This is a genomic window from Haladaptatus caseinilyticus, assembly GCF_026248685.1.
Lineage (GTDB): Archaea > Halobacteriota > Halobacteria > Halobacteriales > Haladaptataceae > Haladaptatus > Haladaptatus caseinilyticus.
The window spans coordinates 355198-369639 of sequence record NZ_CP111041.1; the positions used below are offsets into that span (position 1 = coordinate 355198).

13 protein-coding genes are annotated in these 14442 nt (G+C 53.6%); 8 read left to right on the forward strand and 5 right to left on the reverse strand.

From position 1 onward, the window contains the following. Positions 1 to 16: 16 nt before the first annotated feature. The 3 genes from OOF89_RS21715 to OOF89_RS21725 form a co-directional block, all read right to left on the reverse strand. The gene (locus OOF89_RS21715) at positions 17 to 1117 is read right to left on the reverse strand and encodes an amidohydrolase family protein (RefSeq protein ID WP_266081964.1); all 1101 of its coding nucleotides are present in this window, start codon (positions 1115 to 1117) and stop codon (positions 17 to 19) included. Positions 1118 to 1209: 92 nt separating this feature from the next. Continuing rightward, the gene (locus tag OOF89_RS21720) at positions 1210 to 2553 is read right to left on the reverse strand and encodes a glutamine synthetase family protein (protein ID WP_266081966.1); all 1344 of its coding nucleotides are present in this window, start codon (positions 2551 to 2553) and stop codon (positions 1210 to 1212) included. A 434-nt stretch (positions 2554 to 2987) separates the two neighbouring features. Then, positions 2988 to 3218, reverse strand: coding sequence for a ribbon-helix-helix domain-containing protein (locus OOF89_RS21725; protein ID WP_266081968.1), 231 nt, complete (start codon positions 3216 to 3218; stop codon positions 2988 to 2990). Between the two features lie 361 nt (positions 3219 to 3579). Between OOF89_RS21725 and OOF89_RS21730 the strand changes: the two genes are divergently transcribed. The 3 genes from OOF89_RS21730 (at position 3580) to OOF89_RS21740 (ending at position 7014) form a co-directional block, all read left to right on the forward strand. Further along, on the forward strand, positions 3580 to 6057 hold the full coding sequence (locus OOF89_RS21730; RefSeq protein WP_266081970.1) for a PAS domain S-box protein: 2478 nt from the start codon (positions 3580 to 3582) through the stop codon (positions 6055 to 6057). Between the two features lie 46 nt (positions 6058 to 6103). Then, entirely contained in the window at positions 6104 to 6448 is a 345-nt protein-coding gene (locus tag OOF89_RS21735) for a DUF7344 domain-containing protein (RefSeq protein ID WP_266081972.1), read from the forward strand. 161 nt (positions 6449 to 6609) lie between these two features. Continuing rightward, on the forward strand, positions 6610 to 7014 hold the full coding sequence (locus OOF89_RS21740; RefSeq protein WP_266081974.1) for a nuclear transport factor 2 family protein: 405 nt from the start codon (positions 6610 to 6612) through the stop codon (positions 7012 to 7014). 49 nt (positions 7015 to 7063) lie between these two features. On the opposite strand, the gene OOF89_RS21745 is transcribed toward OOF89_RS21740, so the two are convergent. Together OOF89_RS21745 and OOF89_RS21750 are read right to left on the reverse strand one after the other, a co-directional pair. Next, on the reverse strand, positions 7064 to 7456 hold the full coding sequence (locus OOF89_RS21745; protein WP_266081975.1) for a cupin domain-containing protein: 393 nt from the start codon (positions 7454 to 7456) through the stop codon (positions 7064 to 7066). A gap of 314 nt (positions 7457 to 7770) precedes the next feature. Then, positions 7771 to 8658 carry a DUF7351 domain-containing protein gene (locus OOF89_RS21750; protein WP_266081977.1) on the reverse strand — a complete coding sequence of 296 codons (888 nt, stop codon included), beginning with the start codon at positions 8656 to 8658 and terminating at the stop codon, positions 7771 to 7773. 198 nt (positions 8659 to 8856) lie between these two features. On the opposite strand from OOF89_RS21750, the gene OOF89_RS21755 reads away from it, so the two are divergent. From OOF89_RS21755 to OOF89_RS21775, 5 genes are all read left to right on the forward strand, one after another. Next, positions 8857 to 9783, forward strand: a complete 927-nt coding sequence (locus tag OOF89_RS21755) for a M23 family metallopeptidase (RefSeq protein WP_266081979.1) — start codon at positions 8857 to 8859, stop codon at positions 9781 to 9783. Positions 9784 to 10733: 950 nt separating this feature from the next. After that, the gene (nthB, locus tag OOF89_RS21760) at positions 10734 to 11405 is read left to right on the forward strand and encodes a nitrile hydratase subunit beta (protein WP_266081981.1); all 672 of its coding nucleotides are present in this window, start codon (positions 10734 to 10736) and stop codon (positions 11403 to 11405) included. Continuing rightward, entirely contained in the window at positions 11402 to 12019 is a 618-nt protein-coding gene (nthA, locus tag OOF89_RS21765; RefSeq protein WP_266081983.1) for a nitrile hydratase subunit alpha, read from the forward strand. The genes nthB and nthA overlap by 4 nt, the downstream gene beginning before the upstream one ends. Beyond that, on the forward strand, positions 12016 to 12441 hold the full coding sequence (locus OOF89_RS21770; RefSeq protein ID WP_266081985.1) for a nitrile hydratase accessory protein: 426 nt from the start codon (positions 12016 to 12018) through the stop codon (positions 12439 to 12441). The genes nthA and OOF89_RS21770 overlap by 4 nt, the downstream gene beginning before the upstream one ends. A gap of 316 nt (positions 12442 to 12757) precedes the next feature. Continuing rightward, a complete protein-coding gene (locus OOF89_RS21775) occupies positions 12758 to 13591 on the forward strand; it encodes an alpha/beta fold hydrolase (protein WP_266081987.1) in 834 nt (277 codons plus the stop codon). Positions 13592 to 14442: the final 851 nt, after the last annotated feature.

The following is a 14442-nucleotide window of genomic DNA, read 5'->3' on the forward strand; positions in this document are numbered from 1 at the left end:
CTGCTTTTGATTGCTGTCAGAGGTCGTAGAGCCGAACGGCGTTCTCACGGAGAATACTACGAGCCACTTTTTCGGCATATTCTTCGGTCATAAAGCCGTCTTGGTGGAGTCGTTCGAGAACACTCGTGAGGTCAGCACGGAACCGACGTTCCGCAAGCAAGTAGAGTTCCGGGACGGAAAACGCGTCCGAAGCGTAGAGTAACTTCGTCGTCGGTGCCAGTTCGAGCGCTTGTGAGATGAGCGGTTCTACACCGTGCTGGATGAACGGCGTGGCGAGTGAGAGGTCGAGGTAGACGTTGTCAAGTGTTGCGGTGACGTATCCGGCTGCCCGGGTGTACGGGTAGCCACCATGGAGGAGGACTATCGGTGTATCCGCATGCGTTCGGAGGAACTCGTAAAGGTAGGTCGGGTCGACGAATCTGGGGTTGGCATCGGCGTCACCGAATCCAGTGTGAAACTGCAGCGGTACATCGTGGCGTGCAGCGGCCTCTGCTGCGAGATGGACGATGTAGTCGTTGAGGACAGGGTGTTCAAGTCGCCCACTCCATTTCTTACGGACATTTTCGTATGCAGTTCGAAGCGCATCACGATCATGTTCGTGTATATCAAGGCCCGTGCGATACGCGACGACCGTTTTCAGCGCGACGAATTCTTCACTGAGGACGTCGTCCAAATGAGCTACGAACGCATCTTCGAACGAGTCGACCGAATTGTAATTCGGAATCATCGCTTCGGCGGCGTTCTCGATCCGATGAATGGGTTTGATCGCAACGTCCGTGTACGTCGCAAATTCCGAGGGTGAGACATCCGGGAATCCATCGTCTACGAGGATGTACTCCGTATTCGTCTGTGAGAGAAGTGCCTGTGTGTACTCCCCGAGGTCGACGTCCGCTCTGCATTCAAGCAGTGTTTCCTCGTCCTTTCCATCGAACTGTTCACCAAGGAGATCGAGTACTGACCGGTAGTTCAGCGTATGGCGAGCATTCTCCTGTGAGAGATTGCCCTCGGTAAAGAAGCTCGCAAACGACTGGGTGACTGTTTCATGTGAGAGTGGTTCAACGGCGTGTGCGTGATTGTCGATGAGTGGCGTGGATTCGACAGTCTCCCGAATTGGCATGCCGGACGTGGAACGGCCGTCTAGATAAGCATTCGTACCACTTCGAGGATAGTAGAGCCTAATTGAACGACAATATCGAGTTCGTCCTGTATCTAGTACAATCGAGTATAGGTCTCAACGTCCCAGTCAGTTACTGCGCTCATTGCGTCTTGCCAGGTTGCTCGTTTCACCGCGAGGTACGTTCGATGGAGTTCGCTCCCCATTGCCTGCTTGAGGACGGCATCGTTTTCGAGTTCGTCAAGCGCCTCGCCGAGCGACTGTGGGAGACGCTCGATATTACGGCGGCTCCGCTCCGATTGAGAAAGGTCACCAGGATTGACATCGACTGGCTTGCCGGGATCGAGTTCACGCTCGATTCCATCGTGACCGGCAGCCAGAGTTCCGAGGAGCGTCAAGTAGGGATTCGCCGTGTTATCAGCAGCTTTGAGTTCGATTCGTGTAGTCTCGGCCGGTGTCGTCCACTGAGATGAGGGGATTCGAACCATCGCCTCGCGATTGTCGTATCCCCATGCCGTGTAAGCCGATGCCCACGCATCGGGCTGGAGTCGCTTGTATGAAACGACGGACGGTGCTGTTAGTGCAACGAGCGCTCTCGCATGGTCAAGGACACCTCCAATGAACTGTCGGCACGTCTCAGAGATACTGTAGTTGGACGTGCTATCCGAATCGTAGAACCTGTTTTCGTCTCCATGCCAGAGTGAAAGGTGGAGATGACAACCACTGCCTGCGTGCTCCGGAAACGGCTTCGGAGAGAACGTCGCTCGAAGGTTGTGATTTTTGGCGACTGCTTTTACTGTCTGTTTGTAAAACGTCTGATTGTCACCTGGCGTGAGCCCATCGCCATGCTTGATTGCAATTTCCTGCTGTCCAGGACTGTATTCAGGGTAATAGACCGATGTCTCCATGCCTTGAGCAGAGAGGCCGTTGACAATCTCGAGAATGATATCATGCGCATTCTGTATGCCATCTGCCGTATAACAACCGCTCCGATCGAATGGTTCGAATCCGTCTTCCGTCTTACGGACGAGATACCATTCCGGCTCGAATGCAGCACGCGTTTGAGACTCGAACGTGTCGAGGAACGTTTGTAGGCGTGATCGAGGATCGATTGGCCACGGCGTTTGATCGAGTTGATAGAGGTCACACATCATCGCGGCCCCACGGTCTGCATATGGAAGAAGCCGGAACGTCTCGGGGTCGGGGATGAGTCTGACTTCTCCGACACGGCTAAGCGGGGCGTTTTCCGTCGGATAGTCGGTGTCGGTAAATGCCTGCTGTGCCTGTGCGATGTTGGCACCATTGGCGAACACACTCTCAATATCGTTCGCGTTGACGACTCGTCCACGTTCGACGCCCGCATTGTCAACCCAGAAGAGACGAACTAGCTCGACATCGTGGCGCTCACATTTTTCGATGACTTCTGATTTGTTGGGCATGCTACCTCCCGAAGAGAACGGTAACGAACCATATCATTATTTTCTCTACGAAAGTCTACCCAGCTGACTTTCGAATACTATCTATACTTGCTTTCCTCGATGACCGCCAATTCGGGAAGATTGATTCCTAAAACGGTTCGCGAGCGCTCAACACCTACAACGAGAAGTCGATGGACGACAAAACGCAAACTATCCACATCTACAACCGGTCCAACGATAGGAACGAGCAGATCGACGATTGGCGCTACCCGGAGGATGAAGGAGAGACAACTAAATCATCCAGATAACGGGTTTCTCCGTAAGTTCTTTTGAGCATCATCATCGTTCACAATCTCATTCAAAACCTCATATGTCGTTCGACGTGTCCACCTAAGCTCCTCCGCACTATCGTTCCTCACAAATTGTTCGAACGATTCGATGATCCGTTGTACGACTTAGAGCGAGTCTTCGTATTGGCCGGCCGGATCCTGCTGGTCATCGATTGCCTGCGTAAACAGATCTTCGGATAGTTCATTTTCGGATCCATCTCCCGTTTCTTGGGCCGAAATACCGAGTGTAAGGAGTTCCTCGATCGCTTGTTCTCGGTTCAGAAAATCACCCTGCTCGACGAGGCGGTCGATATTACTCTCGATACGGTCGGGCAGTGTTACCTCAAACGTAGCCATATGCACAATATTTTCTGTAGATTGATTAAGTCTTGCATTACCCGCACACCACGGAGTCGTGCCATTCTACGGACAGGGCGCCCCGAGTGTCTCGAGGCGTGACCTTGAGACGGTTCACGGGGCTGCGTACGGACAGATTCGATTATCACACTGATCAAGAGGTGGACGACGCGTCAAAGTCCCATACTCCGATTGCAAGCCAATCCCAGTTATAGGCTCCACCTTACACACCACTGAACGAACTAAAGGGCGAGATGTTCACTCTCAACATCTCAGCATCGGGTCTATTCATCCGAAGTGTTTTATCGATTCTCGCTCTTCATTCTCTTCAACGAACGGTGTTACGTCACCACATACCACTATGACCCACCAGCCTGATCACGACACAAATGCTGAGGAGTTTGCAGCACACATCGGTACTGAGACCACCTTCTTTCGTGACCTCGTCGAACATGCACTCGATGGATTTCTCACCCTCGATCCGGATGGAACCATCGTATTCTCAAATCGCGCGGCTGAACGTCTTTTTGGATGGTTTGACGATGGTCTTGTCGGTCAATCGATACTGAAATTGTTTCCGGAGCGTCATCGGGAAGCGTATTTTGACTCGTTTTATCGACGCGTGGGTGATGGTACGCGGGAGGTAGATCGCGAGTACGTCGAACGAGTCGGGTTACATGCAGACGGATCTGAGCTCTCGTTGGCGTTCTCATTCTTTGAATACGAGTATGATGGACAGCAACTTTTCACGGCGATTATCCGTGACATCACGGAGCGAAAGCAGCGAGAAAGAGAACTCGAGAATACCAAGGAGAAGTACAAAAAACTCGTCGAAACAGCTCCTGATGCGATCTTCATCGCAGACGCCGAAACAGGAACGATCGAGGACGTCAATCAGGCTGCAGTATCACTCACGGGCAAATCACGTGGAGAACTCTGTGAACTGCATCTGTCGGAGTTGCATCCCTCAGAACAGGCCAACCAATATACGGAAAACTTCCAAGAGCTCGTCAAGCGTGGTAGCGTCCCCGGTGATTCGACAGGTGTGATTCGCCACGATATGAATCATCACATTGCCCACGACGACGGGTCTCGCCTCCCTGTCGAAGTTAGCTCCGGTATCACAGAATTAGACGGGAAAACAGTCATACAGGGGATCTTCCGAGATATCTCTAAACGACAAGAGCGGGAAGAAGAGCTCCGACAGGAGCGAGATCTCACCGAACGTATTCTCGAAACAAGTCCGATTGCAGTTGGCGTCTTCACACCAGATAGGCAACTCGTTCGCGCGAACGAACAAGTCGAAGAGATCCTTGGGTTGTCAGTCGATCAGTTGACGAGTCTCTCTACCTTGGATGAGGTGTTTACCCTGTACGATACCGAAAATCGACCCATAGATCCAAGCGACGGTTTAATCGCAGAAGTCATCGATACGGGGAACCCTATCTATGATTATGAAGCGCTGCTCGAGCGACCCGACGGAGAGCGGTATTGGATTTCATTACATGCTGCTCCGCTCAGGTCCCTAGATGATGAACTCGAATACATAGTTCTCATTGGCGAGGATATCTCTGAGCGAAAAGAACGTGAAAGCGCTATCGAAGAGCACCGTGACCGCCTCGAAACGCTCAATCGAATCAACCGACTCATTCGCGAAATCAACCAAACGCTCGTTCGAACGACGACGCGGGACGAAATCGAGGCCAGCGTCTGCGAACGGCTCGCTGCGTCCGATCTCTATCAGGACGTGTTCATCGGTGAACAGTCGTTACCGAGTGGCGGAATTGAACCCCGCACCAGTGCAAACGTCGATTCGGACTACATTGCCCGACTTAGCAGGACGGATTCGGCCGAGACGAGCACCGGCGGTGCTGCCGAAGCACTACGAACGCAAGAACTTCAACTAATCACCTCGGTCGAATCCGATCCCCGATTTCCCGACTCATTGCGAGACGAAGCACTTGCACGTGGCTTTTGTTCCGTGCTGTGTATTCCACTCGTCTATGGCGAAACAACGTATGGGGTGTTGGTTGTCCCTGCATCTCGGTCTGATGCATTCAGCGAGCGAGAACAAGCAGTCTTCGAGGAACTAGGTGAGACGATTGGATACGCGATCCATGCCGCGGAGAGTAAGAAGCTACTCCATACGGATAGTCACTACGAACTCACATTCGACCTTACCGAAACGTCAGCGTTCTTTATCACTGCATCCGCTGATTTGCAGTGCTCGATCACGCTCGAAGACCTCGTTCCATCCACGAACAAAGAACTGCTCTACTATATCACGCTAGAGAATGCCCCAGTCGACTCATTTCTCGAGTTGGCACGCCGACAACCGATCGTTAAAAAGGCCCGCTGTATCAGTACCGAATCGGAGGCCAGTTTGCTTGAAATCGTGTTTGTGGGAGCATCGACTTCCCCACAAGTGCTCATCGAACGGGGTGCCCGCATCAAACACGCGGAGGTGGTGGACGGAAGAGGGGCGTTCGTCGCTGAAGCCCCGGCTGATGCTGATATCCGAACGCTCACCGATGCTGTACAATCGGTTCATCCAAACGCTCGCCTCACGATGAAACAAGAAGTTAAGCGTTCTGTCCAGCCGCTCCGAAGGCAACATGCGCGCCTCAGGAGTCAGTTAACTGACCGCCAGCAAGCGTCCTTGACCGCAGCTTATAATGCCGGATTCTTCGAGTGGCCGCGTGAGAGTACTGGTGAAGAGGTCGCAGATTCACTCGGGGTTTCGGCACCCACGTTCCACCAGCATCTGAGAGCCAGCGAACGCAAACTGTTAGCAGTGTTCTTCGGGAAAGCAAAAGCGATGGAGTCGAATCGTTCCTAACTGTTTAGGGCAACTGCTTTTTAAGAGTGGTTTACAATGTGGATCCATGAAAACCGGGAAATCGACGAATTCGGGACACCCTTCCGAAGAGGAGGCAGTAGACCTACTGCGACATGAACACCGTCGTGCAATCATCACGTATCTCGACCAGAAACCGATCGATTGCGCCAGCTTTGGCGACCTCGTTGAATGTATCATCTCTTCGGGGTCGAAGAGAGAAACAACGTTAGATGAGCGCCGTGAGCAGGTTGCAATTGGCTTACTCCACAATCACCTGCCGAGGCTAGCGGATGCTGATGTGCTTGAATACGATCAGCGAAGTGAGACGGTTCGCTATTGGGGAGATTCTCGATTTGAATCGATCCTCGAGACGGCCAACAATGCCGAATAGAGAGTCGAAACCGGCTGTTTTTCTCTTCTGCGTCTATGAGCGCGGTTTGTAGCTTCGTATCGCTTTTCCACGGGGTGACCAATCACTCACGTCTCTCGTGTCTGGTTGTATTACTGAAACGTTATCATATTTCGGAGCGTCAGGTACAACGGGGAATCAACATGGCAGCTACAGCAACCGACAACGTCGAACTCGTTCGGGGAATCTACGAATCCTTCAATCAGGGTGATCTCGACGATGTGCTGGCCAGGATGGCCGACGATGTGACGTGGATCGAACCCGAAGGGGATCCACTCTTTGGCGGCACCTACCGCACACCCGACGATGTTCGAACACACGTGTTCATCCCAGCAGTCGAAGAATACGACGACTTTACGGTTACCCCGGAGCGCTTTATCGACGGCGGTGACACCGTCGTCGTGGAAGGTATATTCACGGGCACATCCAAGGCGGGAACACCGTTCGAACTCCCGTTTGCCCACGTGTGTGACGTGCGGGACGGGAAGATCACGCGATTTGCCAACTACGAGGATACCGCACTCTCCCAACAGACGCGAGAGGAATAGTCCCTCACGTTCCCGTTGCACCTTCTCGCTCGGACACTGGAGAGACGGGTTACGCGGCGTCAGTTGGGTCGTACGGGTGCGCGTCGTCAACTGATGGTGCCCCGATCGCGAGGATACGTGTGGCCGTTTCGGCGGTTTCGGGATTGAACGCTCGCTGCGGGCTCCCGGGGTCGACGAACAGGACTTGATCGGATTCCACAACATACGTCTCGTCGGGAGTTTCGACGTGAAGCGTCCCGTCGAGAACGTAGAATGCCTCGACTTGCTCGTCGTGGATGTGGTAGCTCAGCCCGGACTGCTCACCGGGCGAGAGTTCGTAGACCCGGAGACCGAGTTTCGAGTTCTGATAGTCGTATCCTGCGGCAACACTGAGCGACCGGACATCGGTCGGACGGTCGTCCCACTGGTCGAGGTCGGTCGGGTCGATGAGATGATATCCCATACCTATCGCTGACAGTGGTGCGTGTTTAAATGCTCGGACTAGTAGCTTGATCCCGAGTCGGTACTACGTTAGTATTGTATACTAACTCAGAACCACACGATTACTGATCGCTCGCCAGATCATCTTCAGGATGGCCACGACTGATCCTTGGGCAAAACGCTCGCCGTTTTCCGACGACCTCCGGATTTCAATCGTGTGATCGTTTCCGGAAAACACCACCGTTGCAGTCACGTGATTCGGTAGAGAGGACACTGTGGCCGTTCGGAAATAGTGTTCATACCGTGGATGGATTTGATGTGACACGAGTACTGTATTTACATTGAACAGTCTGCTTCACTCTGGATTGACAACACAGAAAGCGAATCATCAACAGTGGCGAGCAGTGTCCCCTCATCGGACTCGACCACCAGTTCAATTTGGAAAGGGCACTCGTGAACCGTGTAGTCGGGTGTTGGAAGCTCCCAATCGAATGTATCGACAGTTGCAATCTCTAACGTACGAAGAGCACACACAATCCGTACATCGTCCCTGATGGCGACGAGCGGATCGATTGCAACTTGGAATGTACATTTCAAACATTCTATTTTCGCAAACACATCGGTTTGGCTGTCGCTCTGGCTGAGAATACTGGGTGTTCCAGTAACGAGGTCACGGGTAGTCCGGGCAGTACAGAAAGGACATTGTCCGTCTCGCGCGAGAGCGAGATGCGAACGCAGGCGTCGATGGAACGTCAACAAAACGTCTGTATCACTTCGATCTGTGAGGCCGTTCGCTGGGAATGGATAGGTGTATCTGCTTGCCGGCGATTCGCAGCTCGAACATTGCACTGAAAGGAAGCCTCTTCGATACTCGACAATCAGTTTGCCATCACACGTCGGGCACGAGAAATCGACGTGGAGCGTCCGGTCAGCATCCTCCATCGGTCGGTTCGCTAGCACTGCCCGGTAGAGAGCCGTCGCGGCCGCTGTCGGAACATAGCCATCATCAACGCGTCGGATGTAACTGCCGCGTAACTCGTTGAGATGATAGTTGAACTGGCCGCTGTCTTCGATGCCAACGGTCTGCATCAACTCGGCGTAACCCCGTGGTTCCGTCCATTCGCCCTCCCACTTTTCGAACAAAGATAAAAGAATGTCTAAACGGACTTCATGGGAAAGAACGGAAAACGCTGCTCGAGGAGCAGCCAAGTCATCGGCCGTCATGGGGTTTAGATTCTTGGCGTGAATCAATGAGTGTGTGGGTCTGTGAACTGTGTTTCACAAAAAGAATATACCCTGCATTATCCATCCGGCACCATGGAAGAACATGCGGTGGATACAAGCGACGGTCCTGCCTCAGCAGTCAGATCCCTCCCGCGACGCTTACTCATTCGTCTGACTAATGTGAATATTTGGATGCTAATGGGTTTCTGGTTCACACTCGGGGGGCTCTCGCATTATCTCGGTGGACCCTGGTGGCTCGGATTTCTTTGTTTCCTCCTCGCGGGAATCCTTCCGATCGTTCTCCAAACCGTTTCTATTGAAGAGGATGATACCGAATACGAGATTACGAACCGAGAACGGGCTGTCTATGTACTTTCCGTCCTTTCTTGGTCGGTTACACCCTGGGGCGTTCTCACTCAAATCCTCCAGCTTGGTGGACAACTCGTTGCCTATGCCCGGTACCGAGGCGGGAAACCGAGTCCAGAGATTCATACACCTGAGACGGCGCTCAATCTCCCTTTCGATGGTGAGTGGACCGTCGTCAACGGCGGTATCACCAAAGACACGTCACACTCATGGGAGATACTCTCCCAGCGCTATGCATACGATTTTGTCATCACCGATGAGGATGGTAACACCCATACTGACAACGGCGAGGAATTAGACGATTACTACGCTTTCGGAAAACCAATCCGTGCGCCTGCGGATGGTACCGTAGTCGCAGTGAGTGACCGACGCCGTGACTTCCCCCACCCGGAGAGTGCGCGGATCGAGTGGCGCACGTGGGACATCGCAGGCAATCACGTTACGATCGAACACGAAGCTGGTGAATTCTCGTTCCTCGCGCACCTCAAGGCGGGAAGTACGACTGTTTCCGAGGACGATTCCGTTACGACAGGGGACGTAATTGGCCAGTGCGGGAACTCTGGACATTCGACCGAACCACACTTGCACTATCAGTTACAGGACACCAAGAATTTCTGGACGGCCGCCGGGCTGGTCCCACGCTTCATTGACGTCGATATCGACCGCGACGATGAGAAAGCGGTCAGTTATGAGCCCACCCATGACTCGAACGAGGGCGTTTATTTGTTTGCCAGTGACCGAGTAGGAGCCACAAAGTAGCGTCTGCCCATAATTGATGCGCACGTGGGGTATTCCCCCGATGAATACCGATACTGAACCAACAGAGTCCAACTATAATGGCCGCAACGGTTTCCCGCGGTGGCCGTTCGTGCAGACGGACACCGACTTGCCGAACTAACCACCGCAGTAACCGTTTTGCTGCAAAGTACCGTCTGTCAGTAGTCCTCACTAGGGACGACCACTATATCACTGTCAGACTGAAGCGATCGAGTGTAAACTCTCATGAGAGAGTACTCCGACGCTCGGTATCGAATCCGAGGTATCCGACTGTGGTGGCAACTCAACGAAATAACGCGATACACATCCGCTAGTTTCGGCAAAAATCTCTCGCGATCTGAAGACGGTGTCGATACAGGCACTTAAGTAGATATTCGCTCGGAATCAATGCCCACATACGATGCCACGTATACAGCTCAAAATCAACGCCGCTGTGTCACAGGACCGGCTGGCCGCTGCCTCTATAGAATTCCCGGATGAAGAGTCGGGTCGTTCATAGTGCCACCACCAGTTTTGAAGAACGAACCAGCCTCAGTAAGCATGGTCTTGGCAGGAATGCACGTGAGTGTAGCGGTCATCAGCGTCATCCTATTGACTCGAATATCCGAAACCGCATCAGAATCCGGTAATCCTCGCTGAACAATATTTTTGTATTACTACATATCAATTTGCACCCATCGATCGAAATTCTATTTTAAAGTACTTTTCCAGCCGTCAAAGCTGCCTTCGATTGTACCTGCTCTAATGCCCCCTCACTAAGGGCGCGCGCCGACATGACCGACATCCCTGGAGAGCGAGGCTGTCAGGCCGAGTAAGTCGGCGTAGTCGCAAAGTAATAAACGGAGGAGTGAAAGTCGTAATGAGGGTTCGGCATGGTTGATCCCTGTTATTATTGGATAGGGGTTTTTCTCCGCCGACATCGTGGAGGGGTTATGGATGGCATCCACGACCTCGGTGGGATGGACGGGTTCGACGACCTCCCACCAGACGAACCCGACGATGCATCACCGTTTCACCAAGACTGGGAGGGACGCGTCTACGCACTGTTCGTCACCGGTATCGCCAGTGGTGCGTTCAATCTAGACGAGTTCCGCTACACGCTCGAACAGCACAATCCCGAATTTTATCTGGAAAGGTCGTACTACGAGCGCTGGCTCACAGGCATTGAATCGCTCCTCCTCGACGCTGGCGTCATCGACCGTGGCGAACTCGCAGACCGAGTAACAGCGTTCGAGTGTGGAGAGGCCGAGATTTCCGACAAACCCGGCCCGTCTCTGGACGAACTCACCGAAGGAGTCGCTAAGGTCTACCAATCGGGACGCGTACGGGAAACCCCTGTGTTTGAACCCGGTGACGAGGTCGAAGTCCGAAATGACCATCCGAAGGGCCACACCCGGTGTCCGAGGTACATCCGTGGCATCCGGGGAACGATTCATGCCCATCGAGGAACTCACGTCCTACCGGACGCGAGTGCCCACGGAGAGGACCGTGCGGAACCACTCTACAACGTCAAATTCGACGCCGCCAACGTTTGGGGTGCCAACCATACCGATGCCGACGCCGTCCACATCGAACTCTGGGAAAGTTACCTTAGCAAACCATGACAGACACATCAGATTCCACCACCGAGACGAACGACCTTCATGACCACGACCCCGAGGCCCGAGCCAGGGCACTCCAATCACTGCTGACTGAGAAGGGATTGTTGAGCACCGATGCCGTAGACGACGTGATTTCTACGTATGAGGAAGCGGTCGGCCCGTTGATCGGCGCAAAAGTAGTCGCGCGGGCTTGGACCGGCCCAGACTTCAAAGAGCGTCTCCTCGAGAACGGAATCGAGGCAGTGGCCCACCTTGACGTGGCGGTCAGCGACGAGGTGATGGAACTGCGAGTCGTCGAGAATACACCCAAGACGCACAATCTCGTGGTTTGTACGCTTTGCTCGTGTTATCCGTGGGCGGTCCTTGGACTTCCCCCCACCTGGTATAAAACACCGGCTTACCGCTCGCGGGCCGTCGACGAACCCCGAGCGCTGCTTCGCGAGGAGTTCGATACCGAGATTCCCGGCGATGTCGAGTTGGAAGTGTGGGACAGTAACTCCGAGATTCGGTATATGGTGTTACCCCAACGCCCACCCGGAACCGATCAGCTGAGCGAAACCGAACTCCGGGACATCGTGACGCGCAACGCCATGTTGGGGGTGGAGCGGCTCGTATGACTGATTCCACGCCAGAACCCGGTGACGAGGCACCGACGTTCGACGCCCCGTGGCAGGCACGTGCGTTCGCCCTCGCAGTTGCCCTCACCGACGAACTCGGCGATGAGACCCTCACCTGGGAGGAGTTCCAGACTCGTCTCATCGAGGAAGTGAACGCCGACCGGGAGAACGGCGAACCGAATACGGTCTACTACCGCCAATGGTTAACCGCGCTCGAACGGTCGTTGGTCGAACGAGGGATTCTCGACTACGGTGATCTCGCGGCCCGCGTCGCGGCGTTCGAAAACGGTGACCGAGACGGCCACGAGTTCGTCGAAGGGGACCCCCACGCTCATGCAGACCGCCTGCCAGATGGCCACGCCGAAGGAAATCATCACGACCACGAAATTACCGCGAATAAAAGCGATAGGCAGCCACACTGAAGTTCAGGTCACGATGTTCTACTCTCCGAGGACGGGTCGGGTGGGAACGGTATTACTGGGGCCGCAAAACCTGCTAGTATGCCCGACCGATGGACAGTCGGTCTATATTCGCTAGGAGAACAGTCAGCCTGCAGAAACAGGGTACCCACCTCGACGTCAAACACCCCGTCCTTCAAGTGGTTCCGACAGTGGAAAGAGATCAACATTAGCCAGCCTGAAAGTACACGTCGCACGTCCAGTTCTAACTGTTCGGTTTCTCCGACAACGATGCTAAGCCACTGTGTAGCATAGAGAATAAACGGGGGTGAATCATCCGATGGCAGACACAACACTACCACATTCAGGTGGAGAGACGGAAATCGTAATCTCAGCGGATAGTACGCCAATTGCATTCGAACGAACGGGGAACGGTCCACCGCTCGTACTCGTGCACGGGGTTACCCATGTTCACGAGTTCTGGGACTTGACCGGCGTTCGATCTGCCTTTGCAGAACACTTCACGGTCTACGCACTTGATCGACGTGGTCGCGGTGAAAGCGGCGACGCCACCGAGTACGACCTGGCACGGGAAGCTGAGGACGTAGTTGCGGTCGTCGATTCGATCAGCGAACCAGTAGTTCTGCTTGGCCATTCCGGTGGCGCCCTCTATTCGCTGGAAGCGGCCCTGCGAACCGACAACCTACGCAAACTCGTTGTAAATGAACCACCAATACAGATCAGCGAACAGGAACTTGAGGTCAAAGAGGTGGTCGATGAAATGAATCGGTTGTTGGACGACGGTAAAAATGAGCAAGCGCTCATGCTGTTCCTGCAGGCAGAAGCCCACCTTACACCGAACGAAATCGACGTGGCTCGCTCGGCTCCGATCTGGCAGGATATGGTAGACGCAGCTCATACGTTGCCCCGCGAGTGGCAAGCGATCGCGGAGTACGAGTTCAATCCTGCTCGGTTTGCGGACGTGACCACGCCGACCCTAGTGTTGGGCGGTGGCGAAAGTCCCCCATTCTACAAGCATGCGACGGAAGCAGTCACCGAGGCACTCCCGAATAGTCAGCTCATTAGGTTCGACGGGCAATCACACGAGCCGATGAACACCGCGCCAGACCGCTTTATCGAGGAGGTACTCACGTTTATCCGTGACTCGGACTAACGTTTCGGTGATCGATCGTCTCCTCGTTTCGACATCGATTTGACAAGTAAATCTAGTATAGATGGTCGAGAATAGGTACCGCGAATAGACCACTCCGTCGCGATGAATTCGGGTTGATATCTGATGTACTTTTCTTGCCAGATTACCAGCGGAAACGTCCAACAGCTGGGTCGTCAACTCAGAACACTTCTGCACGTTCTCAAGCAAACCGCTCTCAACGATTCCGATCGAGAGATATCGATCACACCGTTGTAATAGAGGCGAATCGAAGGATCGTCCCCTCTCTCGCAGAAAAAGACGCATTCCACTGTAACTAATCGATTACCACTACCATGTGCCATCGGCAATGCAGTGTGAATATCGAGTGGTGGCGTTGCCGAAGTAGGGAGAATGATGGCATTCATTACATGACCGGCGGATTTCGTCCTTGGTTACGAACAGATGAGACAGGCGTGGTCAGTATAAACACAAAGGACGATATTCGAACACGGAAGTATCAAATCGTCGGGACGCTCGACGCGTCCATCCGAGGACGAGTCGATCCAGAAGACTGCGATTGCGATGGCCTCGGTGACATCCCGCGCAGATCGTGCGGAGAAAAGGACGGATTTGCTGAACTAACCATCGTTCATTCGGTTTCTCGAATTTTACCGAATGGCTGTCACCAGCCCAGTAAAAATTATTTCCCATCGGTGGGTTTGATGAAACATCTTCACTTACACTCCACTTGGCGCTACTATTTCTTCACTGCGAACCTAGGCTATAGTGGAGGACTGGCCTCCGAAAGGGGCACATAGCATGAGTAACAAAAAAAGGTCGAGAGAGATAACTACCGTTCCAGAAACGCGAGT